Genomic DNA, 20,850 nt, shown 5'->3' with positions numbered 1-20,850 from the left:
CACACGACCATGACCACCGAACGCAACCACGATTTCACCAAGACCGGGCTGGTCCGGATACGCGACGTCCTGGCGAGACACGTCGACTCCGAGCGGATACCCGGCGTCGTCGCCCTGTTCAGCCGCGGCCCCCACACCCACACCGTGGAACTGGGGACGATGCGCCACGACGGCGGCGCCCCCATGGCCCGCGACACGGTCTTCCGCATGGCGTCCACCTCCAAGCCGGTCACCGTCGCCGCGGCGATGGTCCTGCTCGACGAGTGCCGGCTACGCCTGGACGACCCGGTGCAGGAGTGGCTGCCCGAACTCGCCGACCGGCAGGTCCTGCGCCGCCCCGACAGCCCGCTCGACGAGACCGTGCCGGCACGGCGTCCGATCACCGTGCGGGACGTGCTCGGCTCCACCTTCGGGCTCGGGATGGACATGACCTCCATCGGCACCCCAGTCATGAACGAGGTCTTCGCCAAGGGCCTGACCCCCAACCTGCCCACCCCCATGCCCGGCCCCGACGAGTGGCTGCGCCGCCTGGGCGAACTGCCTCTGATGCACCAGCCCGGCGAGCGCTGGCAGTACCAGATCGCCAGCGACCTCCTCGGCGTGCTCGTCGCCCGGGTCACCGGCCAGCCGTTCGACGCCTTCCTCAAGGAGCGCGTCTTCGACCCGCTGGGCATGACCGACACCGGCTTCCACGTCCCGCAGGACCAGCTCCACCGGCTGCCGCCGCTCTACGCGCCCGACCCGGTGACCGGGGAGTTCCAGGTGTGGGACGAGGCCGCGGGCGGACGCCACAGCACGCCGCCGGCCTTCCCCGGCGGTGGCGGCGGACTGAACTCGACCGCCGACGACTACCACGCCTACTTCCGCATGCTCCTGGCCGGCGGCCGCGCCGCAGGGCCGAACGGCGGCCATCGCGTCCTGTCCAAACCCGCCGTCGCGCTGATGACCACCAACCGCCTCACCCCGGAACAGCAGCACGCGCGGCAGCAGTTGGCCCTCGACAACGTGCACATCTCCTTCGGCCAAGGACAGCACGGCGGCTGGGGCTACGGCATGGCGGTACGCACCTACCGCGGCGACTACGCCCCCGTCGGCCAGTTCGGCTGGGACGGCGGTTCCGGCACCTCCACCTACGCGGACCCCGTCAACGACGTCGTCGGCATCCTGCTCACCCAGGTCGGAGCGTCCGTTCCGCACTCCATCCACCTCATGCACGACTTCTGGACCATGCTCTACCAGGCACTCGACGACTGACGCCGGCGCCGCCACTCCGATGGCCCGTGCTGCCTGGTCGGCCGAGGAAGGAGGGCGGCAGGACCGGCTGTTGATCCCCGTCGTCAGGCGTGCATCTCCTGGAAAGGCGGGTCTCCATGTCGTCCAAGGCAGTGGTAGTGGACGTGGGCGAGCAGCTTCCGATCTGCCGCACCTCGGGGTGCAGTACGGGGCACCGCGCCCGGACGGTCCGATCTGCCTGGACGAGCGGCACTACGTCGGCCGGTAGGGGCAGCGATGGACCTCGCTCGCCGAGCTGCGCGATGCCGGGCACCGCGGCCGGCTCGCCGGGGAGGGGCCCGGCATCACCGGGGTGGGCGCGGTGCCGTCGTTCGCGGTCGGCCAGCGGTGCCCTGCTGATCCGCTCGCCCGTCGGCAACGTGCTGTGGGACTGCGTGGGATACCTCGACGACGACCTGGCCACCCGGGTCCAGGAGCTAGGGGGATCAGCGCGATCGCGATCAGCCACCCGCACTTCTGCGGCGACATGACCGAAAGGGCACGGGCCTTCGACGCCCCGGTGTACATCCACGAGGCCGACCGCGAGTGGGTCGGCCGTACCGCCCCCTGATCGAGTACTGGACGGGCGACACCCGGCAGATCGCCCCGGGCATGACGCTGATCAACGCGGGCACGCACTTCGTCTGAGGCACCGTGCTGCACTGGGCCGACGACCCGGAAGGCCGCGGCGCTGCGTCCAGCGGCGGCATCTTCATGGTGGTCATGGACCGGCGCTGGGTCAGCTTCATGTACAGCATCCCCAACTTCATCCCGGAACGGCCCGGCACCATCCGCCGAGCCCTGACCCTGGGCGAACCCTTCGCCTTCGTACGCGTTCTGTGGACGCGTGGTCAGCACCGACGGAGCAGCAGCGGTCACGCCGCTCCGCCGAGCGCTGCCTCCGTTACGTGCAGGATTGCAGCCCCGACCCGCACCCCTGATCCGAAGGGCCGAATTGCCGACGAACTCGGCTGCGTTCCCGCTCTGCCTCCCCGACCGTTTCACGGCAAGGGAGAGCACCGCGCTGTGACGCGGGTCCGCCGGACCAACATCGCCGCCGCAACGGACCACTACTGGTCATGTACCTGTTACGCCAACGCGCCCCTGGATAGCATCTGCTGAGGATGCATCAGTTCTCGACCGGTGGTACTCAACTGCCCGGCGGCGCCGCTCGCCCGTGATGCGAGCCCCAGCGAACACCTGCGGTTACGAGGGCAACCTCTCGACCCACGCGAGGTTCTTCAGGCGTCGACGGCGACGACCTGCCGCTTGCGGATGACCTATGCGGCCGCTTTGCCAAGTCGGACCGCTGCCCGCCAGGTGCTCCTGCCCGGTGACGACTTGCGACAGTGAAGTCGGGCCGGTTCCCTTCGGAGGAGGGACGGCATCGGTCACTGGTATCGAGGCCAGTGTCTGTCCAGCGGCAGGGCACGGCGGCGGGGGGTCCGGTACGAATGGCGCACAACTGGTCTTTCTGTCAACGCTTTTGACGGGTCATGACCTGGACTGCGAGGGTGTCCGAATCTTTGCCCAGAGCACATCTCAGAGTGCTTGGACGGTGTCCATGGTCGGGAAACGGCCCTGGCCTCACGGAAACGGATTACTCCTGTGTCCCTTCTCAAGAAGACTCGCCGCGGTGCGGCGATCGTCGGCAGCGTGTTCGCGCTGGGCCTCGGTGGAGTGGCGTTCGCCGCTCCGGCATCGGCCTCCTCGGCCACATGCAGCGTGTGGAGCGACACTCAGACAGTCGGCTTCTCCTGTCGAGGGGAGGGCTCGTTCTACACGTGGGCTCGATGCCAGGACGGTGCGTGGCGTTATGGGCCCACCGTGGGCATGAACACCGGCGAGGTGTCCTACGCGTACTGTTCCGGAGACGGCGGGCTCGGGTCCTTTGGCTACCAGGTGGTGTCGGGGGGCTAGGAGCGGTTGCCGGACCGAAGAACACGAGTACTGCTCGAACTTCCCTGTGTATCGGGCTCGTTCGGGCGATCACTCTGGCGCCCGGCACATGAGAGAGGGGCCTCCTCACAGTTCGGTGATGCCGAGCCACCGAACTGTCAGGAGGCGCTGGCGTCGCGCTGTGGCGTGTCCACCTGGACCGACCCTTCACCCGCGCCACGCTGATCGCGGTAGCCAACAAGCACGTGCAGGGAGCGAACGTCCGCGCCCTGCACGTCCTGGCGCCCGCGCCCATGAAGGCCCGACCCCCGCACGGCGGCCACCGACCCGGCCCCGGGAGACGTACGCGGTGCAGGGCTCCGAGCTGGCAGAGATCGCCGTGCAGAGAGCCTCATGTCCCGGCACTGTGTCAGCGCGACGAAAAACGGCTCAACCATCCCGCGGAGGTGCGTTGCCGTCCTCCCTGGCGCGACGTCTCACTACTTACGGAACAAGCCCCGGCGTTTGGGAGCCTTGGCAGGGCTGCGCAGCGCCGCCACGTCCTTCTCGATCTCGCGCTGAGCGCGATCTGGGAGGTAGACGCTGCCCTGGGGATCGGACTGCGCGGTGTAGAGGACATCGGCGAGTTCTGCCAGTCCGTCCTCGACGCGGCCCTCCGCGCAGAGCAGGCGACCGAGTTCTGCCCGGAAGGGAAGGGCCTTGTACTGGCCGTGGTCGTCCTCCTCGATGTCGTCGACCACGCCCTCCAGCAGTGCCACGGCCTCGTCCGGCCGTCCTGAAGCCGCTAGCGCCTTGGCGAGCGACTGCCGGATGTATCCGCTCTCCGCATGGTAGGGACCGAGCTCTTCCATCACGCGGTCCATGCACGGGGTGATCATCCCCACCGCCTCCTCGGCCCGGTTCGCCAGACACAGGGTCAAGGCGGCAGCGGAGACGCGCCAGCGAACACCCTCAAGACCACGCTGACGCTCGTCCATCGCCAGCAGCTGGGGCATCAGGGTGAGGACCTCGGTGGCGGCCTCGGCGTGCCGGCCGGCGTCGCGCAGGCGCTCACCGTACAGCCAGCGAATGAGCAGGTACTCGTCGCTCTCCTCGCCCTCGACGACAGCGGCCTCCGGTAGGAGCGCGCGGTACATCTCGGCGGACTCGGCGGCATTGACGCACTCTCTGGCCCGTGTCACCCGGCGAGTCAACGCGTCCCGGCGCCACCGGGGCACCTGCGCTGGATCACTCGATGAGACGGAGGACGCTGTGGCCTGCTGGTCGAGCACGGTGTGGCCGGGACCGGGCGGGAGACCCGCTTGGCCGCCCGCCGCCTGCTGAGCGGCGCTGCCCGGTGGTGAGAACGGGTTGTTCAGCGCTGCCTTGAGCACCGCGCAGACCGCGCTTGCTGTGGGGGGCCTGCGCTCGGGGTCCTCGGCCAGCAGCGCGGCCGCCAGGTCGACCAGTGGCCGTGCAAGATTCGGGACGGCCTGCTCGACGCGCGCCGGCCCTCCTGAGAACGGCAGGTGCCCGGTGAGGAACTCGTGGAGCACGACGCCGAGGGCGTAGAGGTCGCTCGCGGTCGATGCCCCCCGCACGCCCAATTCGGGTGCCATGTACGCACGGGTGCCGGGCACAACGCCCGTGTCGGTCAGGCGGGACGGCTCTTCGGCCAGCGCGGCGATACCGAAGTCCAGGACCTTGACGTCGTTCGGCCGGTCCGCGCTCTCCACCAGCACGGCGTTGGCCGGTTTGATGTCCCGGTGCAAAATCCCCTCCGCGTGGGCTGCCTGCAGGGCGCGGGCGATGTGGAGCACCCATCGGAGGGCCGTTCGGACGTCGGGGGGCGTCTGAGCGGCCACCTGCTGCAGTGACCGGCCAGGTACCAGTTCCATGACGATGAAGACCGTCTCGATCTGCTCGACGCGGTGTCGCCCGAAGTCGTAGACGGCCACGACGTGCGGATGCCCGCTCAAGCGCCCAGCCGCACGGGCCTCACGCTCGAAGCGTGCCAACGCGTTCGACTGTTCCGGCGCGCGCATGGTCTTCACCGCAACGTCCCGGCCGAGTGCCAGGTCATGGGCGCGCTGTACCTGCCCCATGCCTCCGCTGCCGACAACATCGAGCAACCGATAACGCCCCAGCAGATCGACCATCTCGCCCCCCTCGGCAACACCGCGCCAGCCGTTCAACTCTAGAGCCGCATCCTGTCGAGGACCCTGGATTGCGCCTCGGGAAATGGCACACAAGCCCAAAACCCCAGTTGCCGCTGACACCAGGAGCGAGCGCGCAGGAGGCTCATGGGCACTGGTGTCAGGCGTTTGGCTGCGCTCAGTCGTGCCGAGTGTCGGCGCTGATGCTCAATTCGCCGACGGTAGTGCGATGTTGAGCCAGTATGCGCTGCTGAACATGATGGCTTGTGCGCGCTACGAACACGTGGAGATCTGCGAGTCCGTTTCGCACGCGGAGCTCACGATCTGGCGCTTGGCCCGCGAGGAACGGTTCACGTCCATGGTTGGCGACACCGAGTACGACGTGGAGCGGGCCGCGCGGATGCGCGAAGGCGTGGGAATTCCCGGACAGCCAGTGACGAGCGCCCGCTTCAGCTCGCCGCGCCGGCGGTTCCACCCGTGGGGCAGGCTTGCGCGTGAGGGCACGGCAGTCGGGGAAGTCTGGCCTACCGTCAACCTGGGCGGCATGGCGGGACCATTGGGGCCCTGTCTCGTCCCGGGGGCGACGCAGCGTCCACGAGCGGTTCAGCTGATGAAGCCCGCAATCCGGCCCGTTTGTCCCGTCCCAGATGATCTGGTCTGCGGGCACGACTGTGACATGCGGCGACCAGGTCAGCCGAGATGCAAGCAGCAGAGAGTGCCAGATGATCTGGTCCCGGTCGGTCGGATGCGGGTGTTGCCTCTGACGATCTGGTCCCGTGCCGTCGCTATGATCGAAGTTGCCGTGCCTGAGGGTCGAAGCAGTTGAGGCCCATCGACGAAGCAACCCCCGCCGCGTAGGCGGATGCCGTCACCGCCATGTTCCAGCGCATAGGGAAGTGGATCAGCGGGTCGCGGGCTTCCCTCATCAGCGGACCAGTCGAACAGGGCGAGATGTCGGCCTCGTCCTCGGTGAGATCCGGCCACCGTTTTAAGAGTGCGAAGGCGAAGGTCGCTATTCGCTCCAACGGGGGGACCGCAGGTCCCTCCGCAGATCTTGCAGGGACGAGGAGGCCGTCGACCTGCGGGGTGACAGGTCCAACCGCGCTAGCTGGAGGCAGCGACGAGGCGTTGCGAGGACGCATGGGCGCGTGGACGGTGCGGTTGGAGCGTCTCATGGATCATGGCGAGAGTGATGCTGCCTGCGTAGGGCCTTGTCAGGTCGACGAGACGTTTTACGGCCGGTTTTGCATTGAAGTTGGCAGCTTCCTGATCGGAAGCCGCGGTAATGGACGTGCTCAGGAAGGAGGGCGCCGCTGACGATCCTGAATCTCACCGCGGGCTGTCGACCAAACGATCTCGAACTCATCGGCCGACAACGACTGTGGGTCGTGCCCTTCCCACTCGGAGATGGGTGGCTCTGCGGTCAGACCGTAGACCCTCTCGTATTCAGCTGACCTGCCGTCTCTTTGGGCTTCTAGCCACTCGGCCAGCGAGGCAGCGGTCAGAGCCTTGTTTCCGGGCTCCTGCAACTCGACTTGCCGGATCACATAACCATCGCCGTCCAACTCGAAGTAGTACCAGACGTCTTCCTCATCCCAGAAGCAGCGAACCCAGGTCGTCACGGGTTCACCGCCTCGAAGGGCTCGTCGTGTCGGCGCCAGTGGGCGGTGCCGTCGTCGTGGGTTTGCGGCATGAACTCGGCGACCGGGCTGCCGTCGGGAAACATCAGGGTGAGCGCACTGCGGATCTGGGTGTAGCAGGCGTCGGCCCGCTCCCAGTCCTCCCCGTCGCCGGCCCGCTCTTGCTCGGCGAAGAGGGGACGGAACGCTTCAAAGCCAGGAAGCGTCTCTACTTCGGCGTGCGTCCAGGGCATATCGGCGCCGGTCACGGTCAGCCGGGCAATCTCCTGACCGCCTTGGTGGTGCCGCCAGATACTGCCGGTGGTCAGGTTCGTGTTGGTCATGTCCTCATGATGGCGATCGACACTGACAGGCGAGGAGTGAGATCAGCACCCCTCCCCAATCATGTCAGCGACCTTCTCATGCAGCGGAGGCTGATGGGGTGCGGTGTTGAGTCGGCGTGCTGCATCGGCCGACGGTTGGGGATGGTCTCGCCAGTAGTGCGAGCCCAACAGGCCGCTGAGAACGACGGGTTCGGGCTAGGCGGCCTGCTCGATCCGGGCGTCGGAGGAACGGTAGGGATCGCCAAACGGGTCCTTGCCCAGCGCCTGGAGGCAGCGGTTCCATCTCTGCCGAAGAGTTTCACCGCTGCTCTCGCTGGTGAACCACCTGGCAAAGCGATCGCGGGCTTCGATGTAGGCCAGTGCGGTGGAGGGATGTGCGCCTCTGCGGACCGAGGCCGAGTAGGCCAGGGCGAATGAAGACGCAGTGCTCGTTGCGCTCGACGTCGCCCCTGCGTCGATCTCCCTGGCGGCTGAGACCCCGGTAGGGACCGTCCTTGAGATTTATCCAGGCCCCAGGGCCATCCAACACTCCATCGCACGCAGTCGCGCCACCAGGTTCGCTGAGACAAAGGACGACGACTCAGTTCGGGGACAAAGCGACTCTATTGGCTGAGGCGAGAACACTCGCCAACTGACCTGCTCAGTCGAGCGGTTGTGTCCTCAGCCATGGAGCCTTGGCCGGGCCATATGTGAAACCCGGGTGGGCGCGGGCTCCAACGCCCTCGCCGTACGCCCCACCGCCCGCTGATCTGCTTGTGGTCGGGCTGTCTGCCGATGGCGACCTTGCAGGGCTTCGGGCGCGCTCGGCGATTCGGTGCAAGGGCCATGGGGTGCGCTACGGAGCTGGGGGGCGTCAGCCAGCGCAGGCCGACTCAACAAGGGGGCCGTACCGACGTAGCGGACACCTGTGCGAAGATCCTGCCACGAGTTCGGGGGAGGCTTCATGCGTGGGATCAAGGTGGCTATGGTGGCTGTCGCGATGGCGGCATTCGCGGCGGGAGTGAGTGGCGTCTTCGACCCACCCCGCAGTGCTCCGTCCACCGCCAACGACCTCAACCCGCGTGAGCGCGCGACGCGTTACAAAGAACAGCTGAAGATCAGCGCTGACATGAACTGGGAGGTAAAGCAGGAGTTCATGTCGGTGGGGCTGGACGTCACGGACGACATGTCCACCTACACGGCAGAGGCCACATGCACGCTCGGGCTGCGCATCATTTACGGCGAGGCGGAGAAGCCCCGGCTGGCCAAGGCGTACGCCGACCTGGAAGCAGACGGCTGGCGGCACAACACGGACGCGGCGGCGGGTGCGCTGCGCTACCACAAGGACAACTCGGCCGCAGCCAAGTCGAAGTACGCCAACGACACATGGCAGCTGGCCGTGGGTCGCGAGCACGATGTGAACGAACCCGGCAGCGACATCGAGCTTGACAGGCCGGGCAAGTACGTCGACATCACGGTCGACAACTGCACGTCGCCGACCTGAACCGCGGTCACCGGGCCTTCGGGGGCCCGGGCTGTGGAGCGTGCTCGAAGTCAAGCCGCACGACGGACGTCGCCGACCGCCCCGATCTCTGGACTGTCCGGGCCGCCACCTCCAACTCCCTAAGCATCAACCACATCGCACGCACCCTCAGCGGCCCCCACATCCCCGACTGGTACACCGCCAGCCGCCTCGTGTCCGCCCTGCACGGCAGACCCGCTGACTTCCGCGCCCTGTGGCACACAGCGGCACAGACACCGACCCCCGCCTGCGCTGCCCCCGAATTCACCCTCCCCGCCGGAGCCTTCGGACAGCCCCGCACAACCCCGCCCGCCGAACCGCAAGGAAGGAACCGTGCCCCGCACACTGTGGGCTTGCCGTCCGCCTTCGCTGTCTGCTTCTGCGGCAGGTCGTGCGCGACGGCATCCTGGCCGTCCTCGCTCCTGTCAGCACAGCCTCCCTGCGCCGCGACGAGACTGGCGTCGATGCCCTCCGGAGTGCGAAACCGGAACCTGAGGCCACCACTTGGAACCATGCTGTCCGGACGGCCCTGCGACAGTGCCCTCGTGTACCTGGCACCGGGGCGTCTCCCTCGCGTATGCAGGAGAGGAAGCATCCCAACGCAGGAAGAGGCTCCGTGCACAAGAATGACGATGCCAGAAGGGCCGACGTCGGGCGTGGCCCAGGCGGCAAGCCGGCAGCCAGGGGCCCGGAACCGCGGGGCCTGCGCGCACTGCAGCAGACCGCAGGGAACGCGGCCGTCGTGCAGTTCCTCCGGCAGGCCGGTCACGTGGGGGAGCAGGACAAGCACCAGCACGGCGCCGGCTGCGGCCACCCGACCGAGCAGCCCGCGGTGCAGCGTTCCGCCGTGCACGAGGTCCTGCGCGGCAGCGGGCGCCCCCTGGACGAGGCGACCCGCGGCGACATGGAGTCCCGACTCGGCGCGGACTTTTCCGACGTGCGCATTCACAACGACAGTGCCGCCAGGGCCTCCGCGGCGGAGGTCGGCGCCCGTGCCTACACCTCGGGCAGCCATGTCGTCATCGGGGAAGGCGGCGCCGACAAGCACACCCTCGCTCACGAACTCACCCACGTGATCCAGCAGCGCCAAGGCCCCGTGGCGGGTACGGACAACGGGTCCGGGCTCAAGGTCTCCGACCCTTCCGACCGCTTCGAGCGGGAGGCGGAGAGCAACGCGCGACGCGCCATGAGCGGGGCGGCGCCGAGGACCGAGCAGCACGCACCGGAGGCGGCCCGGTCCGGCCAGGGCACGGCCCAGGAGTCGGTCCAGCGCTGGGTGGCACAGGCCGACACGAACCAGCAGCACATGACGGTCTCGGCGAACGGATTCTTCGCTGTCCCGCGCAATGACGCCACGTCGATCTGGATCCGCGTCAGCGCGCCCGCGGGGTCCTACTCCCCGGCCCTGCGCCCGACCAGCACGGCGCAGCAGGCTCTCTTCGGCGGCACGGAGCTGTACCAGGAGCACGAGCTGGCGCGGAACATCCTGGACGACTGCCTCCACACGGCGGAGGAGATCATGCACAACGCCGTCGGAGAGCTGGCGGACGGCGCGAACAGCAATGTCCGTACGAGCGCCGGGCTCAAGGCCTTCGGTATGTCGGACGAGCAGAACCGGGAACGCGCGGGCGACTTCCAGGGGGCGACGGACCGCAACGCCAGCCCGGTGGTGGGACAGTCCTACCTCATGCTCGCCATGAACCCCGGGGAGCAGATCATGTCGCAGTACCACGCCGCAGCCGTGGTGGGCATGGACGGTCAGGACACGGTGACGATGGAGGCCTTCGCCGGAAGCGAACAGACGGCCGCCAACCCGATGACGTACACGATCGGCACGGTCGCCTCCTTCCACGACTACTGGACGGGCGCGTACTACACCCCCAACTATCCCGGGGTCACGATGAAGACAGTGGTCCTCATCAAGCGCGGCAAGGGCCGCCGGGTGGCGGCGGGCAAGGAACAGCCTGCCAACCCGAACGTCGCCTAGGCTCGGAGACCGTCCGACGACGACCCGCCCGCGAAGCCCGGGCAACCACGCCCGCCGAACTTCGGGCAACACGTCAGGCTGTGAAGGAAAACGCGCAGGTCGGGCCGGAAGAGGTGGGACGGACCGCCTGCCGACCGTCATGGCAGCGAGCAGTCGGGGAAGGGGGTGCCTCGGGTCATCCGGCCTTCGCCGGTTGCTCGGGCTCGGGTGCCGGCAGGATGCGCGGAGGATCGGTTCAGGGCAGGGGGCAGGTGAAGGGGAGGGCGCGTTCGGTGGGGCGTCCGGTCACACGCGTGCTGTCGACGGCGCTATCGGCGAGACCTGTCCTTCATGGTCAACTGGTCGATCAAGCAGGGCAGTTCACAGGCGGGGATCGCGGTGGGTGGGTCAATCACCTTCTGGTTGCGGGGTGTTGAGGTGTGTAGTTGCCCCTCTTCCGTGTTGGACGGGGTGGAGCTGCCGGTGGGGTTGGAGCCCCGGGCTTCGCGGGTGTACTCGGTCGACGAGGTGCGCAAGCAGTATCCGAGGGCTTATGAGCGCTGGACTGTTTCTCCAGCCTCCCACCCGGGGACAGAAGCGGCCCGAAAACGCCGTGGACCGTCCGACCCGTCTCGGCCATGATCGTCACGTGGCCACCTACCTTGAGTCCGAGCGCCTGACCCTGCGCCCCTTTGCCGCCAACGACGCGGACCTGCTGATCGAGCTGGACAGCGACCCGGCGGTGATGCGCTACCTGACCGGCGGCATTCCGACTCCGCCGGAGGAGGTCCGCGATCTCGTCATTCCCAGCATCCTCTCCGGCTACGACCGCTGGGATTACGAGCTGGGCCTGTTCGCGGCGTACGAGAAGCATGGCGGCGCGTTCGTCGGCTGGTTCTGCCTGCGTCCGCTACGCAAGGGACCGCGCGAGGAAGCCGAACTCGGCTACCGCTTGCGGCAGGCGGCCTGGGGCCGGGGCTACGCAACGGAGGCGTCGCAGGCGTTGCTGGCTAAAGGGTTCGCCGAGCTCGGCATCCGCATGGTCTGGGCCGACACGATGACCGTGAACCGCTCTTCGCGCAATGTCATGGAGAAGCTCGGGATGACAGTCGCGGAGAGCATCCCCACACCGGACGAAATGACGGCGGTCGAGGGTTCCGAGCACGGGGGCGTGCGGTACGTGATCACGAAGGAGCAGTGGAAGCGCCGAAAGGCGTAGGCCGCGCGAGGTACGGAGCTCGTGTGCGGCATTAGCCCGCGCGGCATCCGCTGCCGTTCCGAGGACGTCAGCCCAGGCGATGGAAACGCCGACACAACAACAGTCGCGCCACATTCCGCTGCCTCGTCGAGCAGGCCATAACGGTCCCGAAGACCTGGCGCCCCCTACGAAATCCTCGCTGCAGCACCAACCGCATCACCGCGATCGTCCCGGCCACACTCGTCCTCCATCACGCGTCAGCGTGAGTTTGGAAGTGCTCAATAGCCTAGTTCTGGTGATCATCGCCCTGCCGCACTTCAACCGACGCCCTGGCCGCACATCTGCCTGTGGCCGCACGGCAACCTCGTGGCCCACCCAGGGCAGGCCACGATCGACGTACTCCCCGCGTGACAACCGATCACCAGACTGCCGCGGCGGTCGTCGCCGCGGTGGCCGTGGCGCTCACTGCCTTCGTGGCCTACTGGGGGAGCCGGTAACAGGCCCCGTCTCGGGAGCGGGTGAGGTGTCCGCCGGTGACCATGAAGCGGCGCAGCGCCGGGAAGTCGTCGTACACGGTGCGCAGCGCGTCGTTAATATCGCGCTCGGTGTAGTCGTGGCCGGGCGTGAAGAGCGTCCCGGCGAGGTGGGCGAGCACATGCTCGCGGCGCGCGGTCTTGCGCGGGAGCGCCGTTAGCCGCCCGCGCGAGAAGAGGGCGGCGACTGCGGGGGAGCCTGCGGCGTTGTTCTCCATGCGGGCACCCTCGCGCAATCGAGCGACTTGAGGCAATGCAATATCGGCGGAGGCGTGGGGCGCGAGCGGCCGGGCGCGTCCTTCACGGCGTCCACAGCAGGTCACGGCACCGTGATCAGGGAGCGTCGAGCCGGTCCACGCGCACATGCCCAGCCCGCGAAAGATCACCTCCTGGAATATGCGGCTCCGCGCGGCTCTCACCGACGACCAAGACCAATGACTCTTCCAAGCACGTCTCGCCTGTCCCGACGTCACCCGGGCCTGTGACTGTGCCCGAACTGTCTCGGTCCGGTTGAGAGGGTGCGTCGCTCAAGTAGGCGCAAACGCCCACGTCGCGGGGCAACTGCGCGGCAAGGAGGGCGACAACGCCGCCTACTGCAAAGTCCGCGCCCGCGTAGAGCATGTGCTCGGCCGCATGGAGAGCTACGGATCCTGCCCGACTACCGGCAACACGGCGACGGCCTCCACCACGCCGTCGCATGCCCAACGTCGACCTCACATCACGGACAGAAGACTGCTTCCAGCAGTTTGACCTGCACAAACGCAGCCTTGTGCAACACACCTCAGGGCGAGGACCTGAGGAGTCCCGGATGGATCTTCACTGCGCGTAGCCGAGGGCGGCGCCCACGAATCCGGCGTGAACGTTTTCGGAAACAGAATGGCCTGAAACATCACGGCGCGGCATGGATGCCATCCCGCAGAATCTAGCTCGTGATCGGCCCGTGAAGATCGCGAACTTCTGTTCCTCGGGACGCTTGCCCTGCGGCTGGCGCTTTCAGTGGCACATGGTGCGCTCGGCCGTTCTGCGTCAATCCATGGCTGCGCCGCGGCGGTTGACCGCTGTGGTCAGTTTTCCTCTCCGGATCGAGGTTGCATGCGCACTAAGATATTGGGCTGCCTTTTCGGTGTGGCCTCGATGACCGGCTGCGCACTCATCGGCGCCCCCGGCGCTGAAGCGGCTCCGTCTGCCGCCTCCGGCTCCGCCCCTGCGGTTACCATCAGCGTGCCGGCCGGTAAGACCAGCGAGACCATGACGGTAGGCGGAAGCACCGTGACCGTCACCAGGTCTACGCCTTCCGTGGCCATACTCACCTGCACCGTCAGCCCCGGCAAGCCGTATCACGGCGCTGCCGGCGTGACATCCACCGTCTGGGCCTATTGCAACAGCAACGCGGCCACACTGTCGTTCGGAACGGCCCTGTACTTCTACGGATCCAGCGTCAGCCAGAACAATGCGACCAAACACAACTGCACATCCTGCTATGTGACCGTTGTGGCGCCCTATCAGGCGGGCCAGTGGAAATCGGGGGCGATTCTTGGCTACTTCGACAGCACTGGGAACGGTCAGTTCACCAGCGATGCTTACAGCGCAACGGCAAGTTTGTAAAAAGCCGTTTGCGCATCGATCATGGAGCTTGTCGATCGAACGTGAGTCGTCCTCGTGGTCGCGGTCGCGGCAGCGTTGAGGCCGGACCTCGTGCAAAGCACCGGGCCGGTCACGGCTCTGATCTTGCGAGGGGCCCGGATCGTCCGCGTCGGTTCGGCGCGCTCCTCACCGTATTGCGACGTGAGGACGCGGACCCGGTTCGCAAGGGCCGGCCCTGGATCCTGCCTCTGGAGGACCGGGTTCTGCTGGTCGCCGCGTACTGGTGAACCAACCTGACGCTGCGCCAGATCGCGCGGCTGTTCGGGGTGTAGAAGTCCGCGGCGGACCGCATCGTCAACAGACTGGGGGCGGCGCTGGCACTGCAGCAGCGCCGGCGGTTCCAGAAGGGCACGGTGCTGATCGTGGACGGCACCCTGGTGCCCACGCGGAGCACGCGGTGGCCGAGCAGTCGAACCGAAGACGAGCCGGCCCCGGCTTCCAGCGGACGTTGAGGCTCGGATCTGTGAGCTTTGCCAGCACCCCCGCGTTGGGGAGCCCGACGGGTCGTCTACGAGCTGGCACGCCGTAGCGTCCCCTGCTGCTTCACGTCCGACGTGCACAGCGTCCTGGTGGACCACCAGCAGCAGAAGCACACACGCAAGTACCGGCGGCGGCAACGCGCCGCCCCTGTGCCTCTGTGGCAGATGGACATCGTCTCGGGCGTCCCGCTGACCGACGGCCGTTTATGCAAGCTCGTCACCGGTCTCGACGACGAGTTCCGGGTCGTCATGGTCGTAGTCCGGCCGACCGATCGTGATCTGTGCTTGGCGTTCGTGGTGGCGATGCAGCGGTACGGCGTGCCGCCCGACATGCTGACCGGCAACGACAAGCAGTTCACGAGCGGCTCAACCAAGCCCCGGCCGCCGAGGTGTTGTTCCGGCACATCTGCCGACAGAACGGCATCGTGCGGCGATCAGCAAACACCGCAGCATCGCCCACGGCTACGTACGTCCTGCCACAGAACCGCCTGACGGGTCAACGCGAGGGCATCTGTTCGACCTCGCCGCAGGAGTGCCTACTTCAGGTGGAAGCGGGCCCCGCTGCCGTCTGGGTGCGGGGCAGCGGGGGCCAGGTCAGCTACGTCCGGGACTAGGACCTCCTGAGGATGGCGAATCCGATTCCGCCGTACTGGATGGGCTGGAACAGAGCCGCAGGTGAGGGACGGACCTGGCCGAGAATCGTTGAGAGCCTCTCGGAGAGCAGTCCGATGGACGTCATCGCGACCTCCCGGATCGTAGACCGGTTCGAGCGCGAACGCGCACCGGGCGGCGGTGGACGGCGCGGAGCCGGAATCCCGCGGGCCGGTCGCCATGCCCGCCGACCAGGGAATGGACCCCCGGGCCCTGAGCCGTCAGTTCGGAGCCGTCATGAAGCACAACGGCAGCCTGCCACAGGCAATGTGACTGAGCATCACTCCTGTGGGGCCGTCGACCGGAGCCGCAGTGAGCGGCCGTCGTGCGGCAGATGCTTCCACCTCGCTGTGATCAATCTCGTTTCAACCAGTTCGCACGGTGTCCACAACCGTAAAGGGCGGTGAGGCACGCATGGAGGCCACGTGGGGTTCTTGTCATTAGTTGCCCAGCTGTATAGCGCCATCGTGATCACCTGGGGTTGTCTCGAGGTAGTCCCACCAACTGGACGCCCCATCAGGAGAATTGATGAGCCGTGGACCCCCGATCGTGCATTGTCATGCCCCTGTCGTACAGGTGTGACCTCCACGTAGCTCGCACCGGACCGTCTCCGCACGGCCGGTCAAATCCCCCCACGGAAGCGGAGCTTGCATGACCTCCCGCAACACACGTCAGCACACCGTCCTCGCGGTGGCGATCGCCACCTCCACCGTGGCTGCCCTGGTGGGCACCGCGCTCACGGCCTCGGCCGCCCCCCGGCCCACCGCCGACTCCGCACGACCGGCCGGAGCGTCCGTCGCGCTGTCGGCCGCCGCTCGCACCGACCTCCTGCGGACCGCGCAGGCCGGACTCGCCCGAACCGCCGAGAACATAGGCCTCGGGGCGAAGGAGAAGCTGGTCGTCAAGGACGTCGTCAAGGACGCCGACGGCACCGTCCACACCCGTTACGAGCGCACCTATGAAGGCCTCCCGGTGCTCGGCGGCGACCTGATCGTGCACACCTCCAAGTCCGGCACGACCCAGGGCGTGATCAGAGCGTCGAAGGCGACGCTGAAGCTCGCGACCACCACACCGCGCATCACGGCGGCCACGGCGCAGAAGCAGGCGTTGGGCCTCGCGAAGGACAGGGGCTCGGCCAAGGCCACCAGCGACCGCGCTCCGCGCAAGGTCGTCTGGGCGGCGGCCGACAAGCCGGTCCTCGCCTACGAAACCGTGATCGGCGGATTCCAGGACGACGGCACCCCGAACCAGCTGCACGTTGTCACGGATGCGGCCACGGGAAAGACGCTCTTCCAGTACCAGGGCATCGAGACCGGTGTCGGGAACACCCAGTACAGCGGCAAGGTGGACCTGACCACCACGCAGTCGGGCTCGTCGTACACCCTCACCGACGCCTCCCGCGGCGGTCACAAGACGTACAACCTCGACCACCAGCAGGACGGCACCGGCACCCTGTTCTCCCAGGACAACGACACCTGGGGCGACGGGAAGACCACGAACGCCGCGACCGCCGGCGCGGACGCCGCCTACGGCGCGCAGGCGACGTGGGACTTCTACAAGAACACCTTCGGCCGCAGCGGCATCAAGAACGACGGCAAGGCCGCTTACTCGCGCGTGCACTACGGCAAGGCCTATGTGAACGCGTTCTGGGACGACTCCTGCTTCTGCATGACCTACGGTGACGGCACCAACGACAGCGACCCACTGACCTCGCTCGACGTCGCCGGCCACGAGATGAGCCACGGCGTCACCTCCAACACCGCCGGGTTGGAGTACTCCGGTGAGTCGGGCGGCCTCAACGAAGCCACCAGCGACATCATGGGCACCGGTGTCGAGTTCGCCGCGAACAGCAGCGCGGACCCCGGTGACTACCTCATCGGCGAGAAGATCAACATCAACGGCGACGGCAAGCCGCTTCGCTACATGGACAAGCCCAGCAAGGACGGCGGTTCCGCCGACTACTGGAGCTCGTCCGTCGGCGGCGAGGACGTCCACTACTCGTCCGGTGTCGCCAACCACTTCTTCTACCTCCTCTCGGAGGGCAGTGGCGCGAAGACCATCGGGGGCGTCGACTACGACTCGCCGACCAAGGACGGCTCCAAGGTGACCGGCATCGGCAGGGACAAGGCCCTCCAGATCTGGTACAAGGCGCTGACCAGCTACTTCACCTCCACCACCGACTACGCCGACGCCCGCAAGGGCACCCTGTCGGCTGCGACGGACCTCTACGGCGCCGACAGCGCCGAGTTCAAGGCGGTCGAGGCCGCCTGGACCGGGGTCGACGTGCACTGAGCCGACGCGCTCCCGCACCGGTAAGGGGTGGCACCACGACCAGGGTCGTGGTGCCACCCCTCCGACGCTGTCCCGCGCTCGGCAACCCGGGTACTCCCTTCGCCGACCGTGAAGCGAAGTCGGGCCGCTTGGCCTACTTCGCGGCCGCGCCGCCGTACTGGGACGCCGTGGGATCCGGATTCGCCGGGCAGGGACCGCCGACGGGCTGTGCGAGTCCGGCGGTGCCTCCGTCCTGTCCGGGGCAGCCCCGTAACAGTCGTCGCTCAAGACTGTTCGTGTGCGGAAGATGGGTAGGAGAGGCTCAGTCTGTTGCTGTGCGGCGCCCGCCGCGAACAGAGTGCACAAACAGCACTGAGCGGCGTGAGCTGTGGGGACGGCCGATCACTGTGGGAGTGTCATCGCCGCCCCGCAGCCATACGCTTTGCGTCGTTGGCAGGCAGTGGAGGCTCGTAGGCTCCTGTTTTGGCCGTTGCGGACGGAGCAGCGGCCCGGTCTGTGTTCTAGGAGACCGGCTTGAAGACTGGGGTGACCTCCAGGCGGCCCGTGTTCTTGTCGCTCACCGGCAGGCTGAAGTTGACCGGTGCCGTAATCGGGTGTGTCTCATTCGGAGGGGTGATGACGAGCGCGGTGACATGGACGCCGGAGCCGCCGGTGTCGTTCATCGGGTAGACGACGTCGGCCGTGGCGGTCTTGCCCGCCCGGAGTGTGAACGGGATTCCTACCTCTTGCTTGTTGCGGTCCACTGCCTGGTTGCCGTAGTTGGTCTTGAGGTCGACGCCCGGGAACCCGGCCATACGGCAGTCGCCGCCCTTGTTCGTGAACGTGATCAGGACCGAGCCCACTCCCTGGCGGGCCTCGCCCTGGTTCTTCGCAGCGATCCGCAGATTCGCGGTGTGGCAGGTCGACGATGCGGGGGAGGAGTTCGAGCCGCCCGTAGCGGTCCCGGACGGCGAACCACCCGAGGAGGCCGAAGCCGACCGGCTTGCGGCAGCGGTGGACGGCGCCACTGGAGATGATGGCGAGGAGGAACTACCGCTCACGTCCGAGGAGTTGTCCGTTCCGCACGCGGTGAGCGCGAGCACTGCCGCAAGTCCGACAGAGGCGGCGACGGCGTGGCGAACGGAGATGCGGTGCATACGATGAACTCCTCGACGAGGTGGGACGTGGAGTGCTGTCCGGTGTGGCAGATGGCGCGTACACCGGGAGAGACGGCCTGCATGGCAGATCCGGTTTGCATGCGACCGCGTAGTGCGAGACGAGCGAAGGCCGCGGCCCAGTGGCACGGGGCGAAGTCTGGGGACGGAAGTCCCGGGCTGGGTACGGTCTCAGCGGAGGCCGGGGGTACCCGGGGCGCCCGGAGTGCCGGGGTGGTCGGTGTAGTGGGTGCCGATCCGCTGGTGGTAGTCGGGGCTGCCCAGGTGCCTGTCCGTGTCGAACTCCGGCGCGTTCTTGATCTGTTCCTTGGTACGCCCGACGTGCACCGTCCGCGCGTCGGTGTCGACGGAAGTGATGGTGCCGGCAGGCAGCAGGACCTCCTTGCCGAAGATCCAGACGCCGGTTTCGACCACGATGTACTGCGAGCCGACCTCGCCCGAGTGCTTGTCGATCCTCCCGATGGAACCGTCCGTGGCCTCGACTTTCCAGCCGGTCAGGTCGGTGTCGGCGGAGAATTTCGCCGTGGGGGAGTAGCTCCACATGTTGTCACTCATGGTCAAGACCTCCGGCGGGACAGGAATGGGAGACAGCACAGCGCGAGGTGGATCTGACTGCCTTGCACGGTCGTGGTGTTGTGCGACTTGCCCACGTCCGCATGGGTAAACGCGTGTGCTGTGCCGCTGACCTGAATGCGTCACGACGACGACCAAGCGCAGCTGATTCTGTGTCAGGTGCTTGATCGAGAGCTCCGCGAAGTGTTCTCGTAGGGACAGCCATCAAGGCACCGCCCTGAGCCCCCTGCCAAGCTGCTCCAGGCCGCGGCCGTCACGATCAGCCGCCCCGCTGACGGCAGTCGGTCAACCGAGCTGGCGGTCACCGGAGAGCTCGACTGGACCGTCACCGGCCACCTCACCACCGCACTCCTCGACTGCGTGACCTCAAGCGCTGCATCGGGGAGTTGCTCCTCCTTCCCCTGGCGGCCCCGTCACTGATGCTCCGCTCCTTCACTCCTTTCGCCGGCTTCACGCACCGGTCGATCCGCGAGCCGGTGAACGTCTGTACCCACACCAACTCAGCCCGCAATAGCCCTCTCATACAGGGACGATGTCCGGAACTGAGCCTTCTGCAACGCCCTTCAGAGCCTGCGTCGGAAGTGACGTCGTCCGCCCGAAGGACGGGCCCAGAGCCCGCCGTGTGCTCGAGAGGAACCGCGCGCACCCCTGGACTCCGCAGCTCGGCACCGCGGAGACGGTCAGCGATGCCCGCATCCGCAAGACTCCGAGTCCGCAGATGGCCCTACTCCGCGTCCCGTGCCTCGATCAGGTCGAGGTCGCGGACGCAGAAGCCGTGGTGCTCGAAGGTCTCGTTGAGCACCGTACCGAGGCACTGCCGCACCGAGCGGCCCCGGGCGTACGGCGGCCAGACGTCATCGTCGGGCACCGGCGCTCGCGCTGCGAGCTGCACCGCGGTGACCTCGTCGAGCCAGGCCTCCAGTTCGGCGGTCTGTGCGTTACGTACGCTCACGATCTCATCGAGGGTTGGATCGAGCGAGAGGTCAAGTCCGTGCGCTTCACGATAGGGCTCGACGGTTGTCCCGATGCCCATCGGGGTGAACAGTTCCTTCGAGCCCAGGCAGCAGCGGCGGAACCACGAGTCATGGACGAAGACCAGGTGGCGCATCGTTTGCACCGCCGACCACTCGTCGTGCACGCTGCGGCGTTCGATGCCGGGCGTACGGCGGATTCGCTCGATGGTGACGGCCCAGGCGGAATGCAGCTGACGCGACGCCTCGCGAAGGTCGGCCAGGTCCTCGGAGCGGATCAGCACCCGCACCGGATGACGTCGGTCGAGCTCTGCCTCGACGTACTCCGTGACGTCGACACCGTTCACCACGAGGTTGGTGATGAGCCCGTCGATGACGGCATCCTGCATGACGACGCCGATCAGGCGTGCCCCGGTGAGGTCGCACTCGCGGAACTCCGCACCGTGCAGATCCTCGTCGACATACCGCGTCATGCTCCGCATACTACGGCGCGGAACGAACGGTCAGGTCCCAGCCACTCATTCAGGCTTCGGTCGTGGCGGTTACTGTTCGGGAGACCGTCCCGCACCGCTGTCCTGGCTCTCGAGCGGTGACGAACCCGGGGTGTTCAGGCCTTTCC

At 67.4% G+C, this 20,850-nt stretch carries 15 protein-coding genes and 2 pseudogenes; 10 read left to right on the top strand and 7 right to left on the bottom strand.

The window, feature by feature from the left end:
- Positions 1-9: 9 nt before the first annotated feature.
- Complete coding sequence (locus IE267_RS07690; protein WP_189762556.1) at positions 10-1,254, top strand: serine hydrolase domain-containing protein; 1,245 nt, start codon at positions 10-12, stop codon at positions 1,252-1,254.
- A 672-nt stretch (positions 1,255-1,926) separates the two neighbouring features.
- Entirely contained in the window at positions 1,927-2,394 is a 468-nt protein-coding gene (locus tag IE267_RS39450) for a hypothetical protein (protein ID WP_229860818.1), read from the top strand.
- Positions 2,395-3,650: 1,256 nt separating this feature from the next.
- On the opposite strand, the gene IE267_RS07680 is transcribed toward IE267_RS39450, so the two are convergent.
- The 3 genes from IE267_RS07680 to IE267_RS07670 all read right to left on the bottom strand — a co-directional run bounded on the left by IE267_RS07680 (position 3,651) and on the right by IE267_RS07670 (position 7,269).
- A complete protein-coding gene (locus IE267_RS07680) occupies positions 3,651-5,309 on the bottom strand; it encodes a serine/threonine-protein kinase (RefSeq protein WP_167161492.1) in 1,659 nt (552 codons plus the stop codon).
- 1,292 nt (positions 5,310-6,601) lie between these two features.
- Complete coding sequence (locus IE267_RS07675; protein WP_189762555.1) at positions 6,602-6,928, bottom strand: hypothetical protein; 327 nt, start codon at positions 6,926-6,928, stop codon at positions 6,602-6,604.
- Complete coding sequence (locus IE267_RS07670; RefSeq protein WP_189762554.1) at positions 6,925-7,269, bottom strand: hypothetical protein; 345 nt, start codon at positions 7,267-7,269, stop codon at positions 6,925-6,927. Before IE267_RS07670 ends, IE267_RS07675 begins: the two co-directional genes overlap by 4 nt.
- A 943-nt stretch (positions 7,270-8,212) precedes the next feature.
- Here IE267_RS07670 and IE267_RS07665 point away from each other — a divergent pair.
- The 3 genes from IE267_RS07665 (at position 8,213) to IE267_RS07655 (ending at position 11,955) form a co-directional block, all read left to right on the top strand.
- Positions 8,213-8,752, top strand: coding sequence for a hypothetical protein (locus IE267_RS07665; RefSeq protein ID WP_189762553.1), 540 nt, complete (start codon positions 8,213-8,215; stop codon positions 8,750-8,752).
- Between the two features lie 760 nt (positions 8,753-9,512).
- Positions 9,513-10,757: an eCIS core domain-containing protein gene (locus IE267_RS39445; protein ID WP_229860816.1), complete on the top strand. Its 1,245-nt coding sequence runs from the start codon at positions 9,513-9,515 to the stop codon at positions 10,755-10,757.
- Between the two features lie 628 nt (positions 10,758-11,385).
- Positions 11,386-11,955 carry a GNAT family N-acetyltransferase gene (locus IE267_RS07655; RefSeq protein WP_189762552.1) on the top strand — a complete coding sequence of 190 codons (570 nt, stop codon included), beginning with the start codon at positions 11,386-11,388 and terminating at the stop codon, positions 11,953-11,955.
- Between the two features lie 457 nt (positions 11,956-12,412).
- Here the strand turns inward: IE267_RS07655 and IE267_RS07650 are convergent, their stop codons facing one another.
- Positions 12,413-12,685: a DUF2087 domain-containing protein gene (locus IE267_RS07650; protein WP_189762551.1), complete on the bottom strand. Its 273-nt coding sequence runs from the start codon at positions 12,683-12,685 to the stop codon at positions 12,413-12,415.
- Positions 12,686-13,003: 318 nt separating this feature from the next.
- On the opposite strand from IE267_RS07650, the pseudogene IE267_RS40380 reads away from it, so the two are divergent.
- The 5 genes and pseudogenes from IE267_RS40380 to IE267_RS07630 all read left to right on the top strand — a co-directional run.
- Positions 13,004-13,162, top strand: a pseudogene (locus tag IE267_RS40380) (IS5/IS1182 family transposase); the annotation flags it as partial.
- Between the two features lie 397 nt (positions 13,163-13,559).
- Entirely contained in the window at positions 13,560-14,072 is a 513-nt protein-coding gene (locus IE267_RS07645; protein ID WP_189762550.1) for a hypothetical protein, read from the top strand.
- A 143-nt stretch (positions 14,073-14,215) separates the two neighbouring features.
- Positions 14,216-14,553, top strand: a pseudogene (locus tag IE267_RS07640) (transposase family protein); the annotation flags it as partial.
- A 127-nt stretch (positions 14,554-14,680) separates the two neighbouring features.
- The gene (locus IE267_RS07635; RefSeq protein ID WP_189762549.1) at positions 14,681-15,082 is read left to right on the top strand and encodes a hypothetical protein; all 402 of its coding nucleotides are present in this window, start codon (positions 14,681-14,683) and stop codon (positions 15,080-15,082) included.
- 810 nt (positions 15,083-15,892) lie between these two features.
- On the top strand, positions 15,893-17,533 hold the full coding sequence (locus IE267_RS07630) for a M4 family metallopeptidase (RefSeq protein ID WP_189762548.1): 1,641 nt from the start codon (positions 15,893-15,895) through the stop codon (positions 17,531-17,533).
- 500 nt (positions 17,534-18,033) lie between these two features.
- Here IE267_RS07630 and IE267_RS07625 read toward each other — a convergent pair whose 3' ends face one another.
- The 3 genes from IE267_RS07625 to IE267_RS07615 all read right to left on the bottom strand — a co-directional run bounded on the left by IE267_RS07625 (position 18,034) and on the right by IE267_RS07615 (position 20,704).
- Complete coding sequence (locus IE267_RS07625; RefSeq protein ID WP_189762547.1) at positions 18,034-18,669, bottom strand: DUF4232 domain-containing protein; 636 nt, start codon at positions 18,667-18,669, stop codon at positions 18,034-18,036.
- A gap of 189 nt (positions 18,670-18,858) precedes the next feature.
- Positions 18,859-19,242 (bottom strand): PRC-barrel domain-containing protein, encoded by a 384-nt coding sequence (locus IE267_RS07620; RefSeq protein ID WP_189762546.1) that lies wholly within the window; start codon positions 19,240-19,242, stop codon positions 18,859-18,861.
- Between the two features lie 742 nt (positions 19,243-19,984).
- Positions 19,985-20,704, bottom strand: a complete 720-nt coding sequence (locus IE267_RS07615; RefSeq protein WP_189762545.1) for a DinB family protein — start codon at positions 20,702-20,704, stop codon at positions 19,985-19,987.
- Between the last annotated feature and the right edge of the window lie 146 nt (positions 20,705-20,850).

It is taken from the genome of Streptomyces xanthochromogenes (assembly GCF_014650455.1).
Taxonomy (GTDB): Bacteria; Actinomycetota; Actinomycetes; order Streptomycetales; family Streptomycetaceae; genus Streptomyces; species Streptomyces xanthochromogenes.
The sequence above is the reverse complement of the archived record's forward strand: the minus strand, read 5'-3'. Positions and strand labels throughout refer to the sequence as shown.

Bases quoted from the DNA above. Each gene is read 5' to 3' on its own strand.
- IE267_RS07690 (WP_189762556.1), top strand. From the start codon at position 10: ATGACCACCGAACGCAACCACGATTTCACCAAGACCGGGCTGGTCCGG.
- IE267_RS07680 (WP_167161492.1), bottom strand. From the start codon at position 5,309: ATGGTCGATCTGCTGGGGCGTTATCGGTTGCTCGATGTTGTCGGCAGC.
- IE267_RS07670 (WP_189762554.1), bottom strand. From the start codon at position 7,269: ATGACCAACACGAACCTGACCACCGGCAGTATCTGGCGGCACCACCAA.
- IE267_RS07665 (WP_189762553.1), top strand. From the start codon at position 8,213: ATGCGTGGGATCAAGGTGGCTATGGTGGCTGTCGCGATGGCGGCATTC.
- IE267_RS07650 (WP_189762551.1), bottom strand. From the start codon at position 12,685: ATGGAGAACAACGCCGCAGGCTCCCCCGCAGTCGCCGCCCTCTTCTCG.
- IE267_RS07645 (WP_189762550.1), top strand. From the start codon at position 13,560: ATGCGCACTAAGATATTGGGCTGCCTTTTCGGTGTGGCCTCGATGACC.
- IE267_RS07630 (WP_189762548.1), top strand. From the start codon at position 15,893: ATGACCTCCCGCAACACACGTCAGCACACCGTCCTCGCGGTGGCGATC.
- IE267_RS07625 (WP_189762547.1), bottom strand. From the start codon at position 18,669: ATGCACCGCATCTCCGTTCGCCACGCCGTCGCCGCCTCTGTCGGACTT.
- IE267_RS07620 (WP_189762546.1), bottom strand. From the start codon at position 19,242: ATGAGTGACAACATGTGGAGCTACTCCCCCACGGCGAAATTCTCCGCC.
- IE267_RS07615 (WP_189762545.1), bottom strand. From the start codon at position 20,704: ATGACGCGGTATGTCGACGAGGATCTGCACGGTGCGGAGTTCCGCGAG.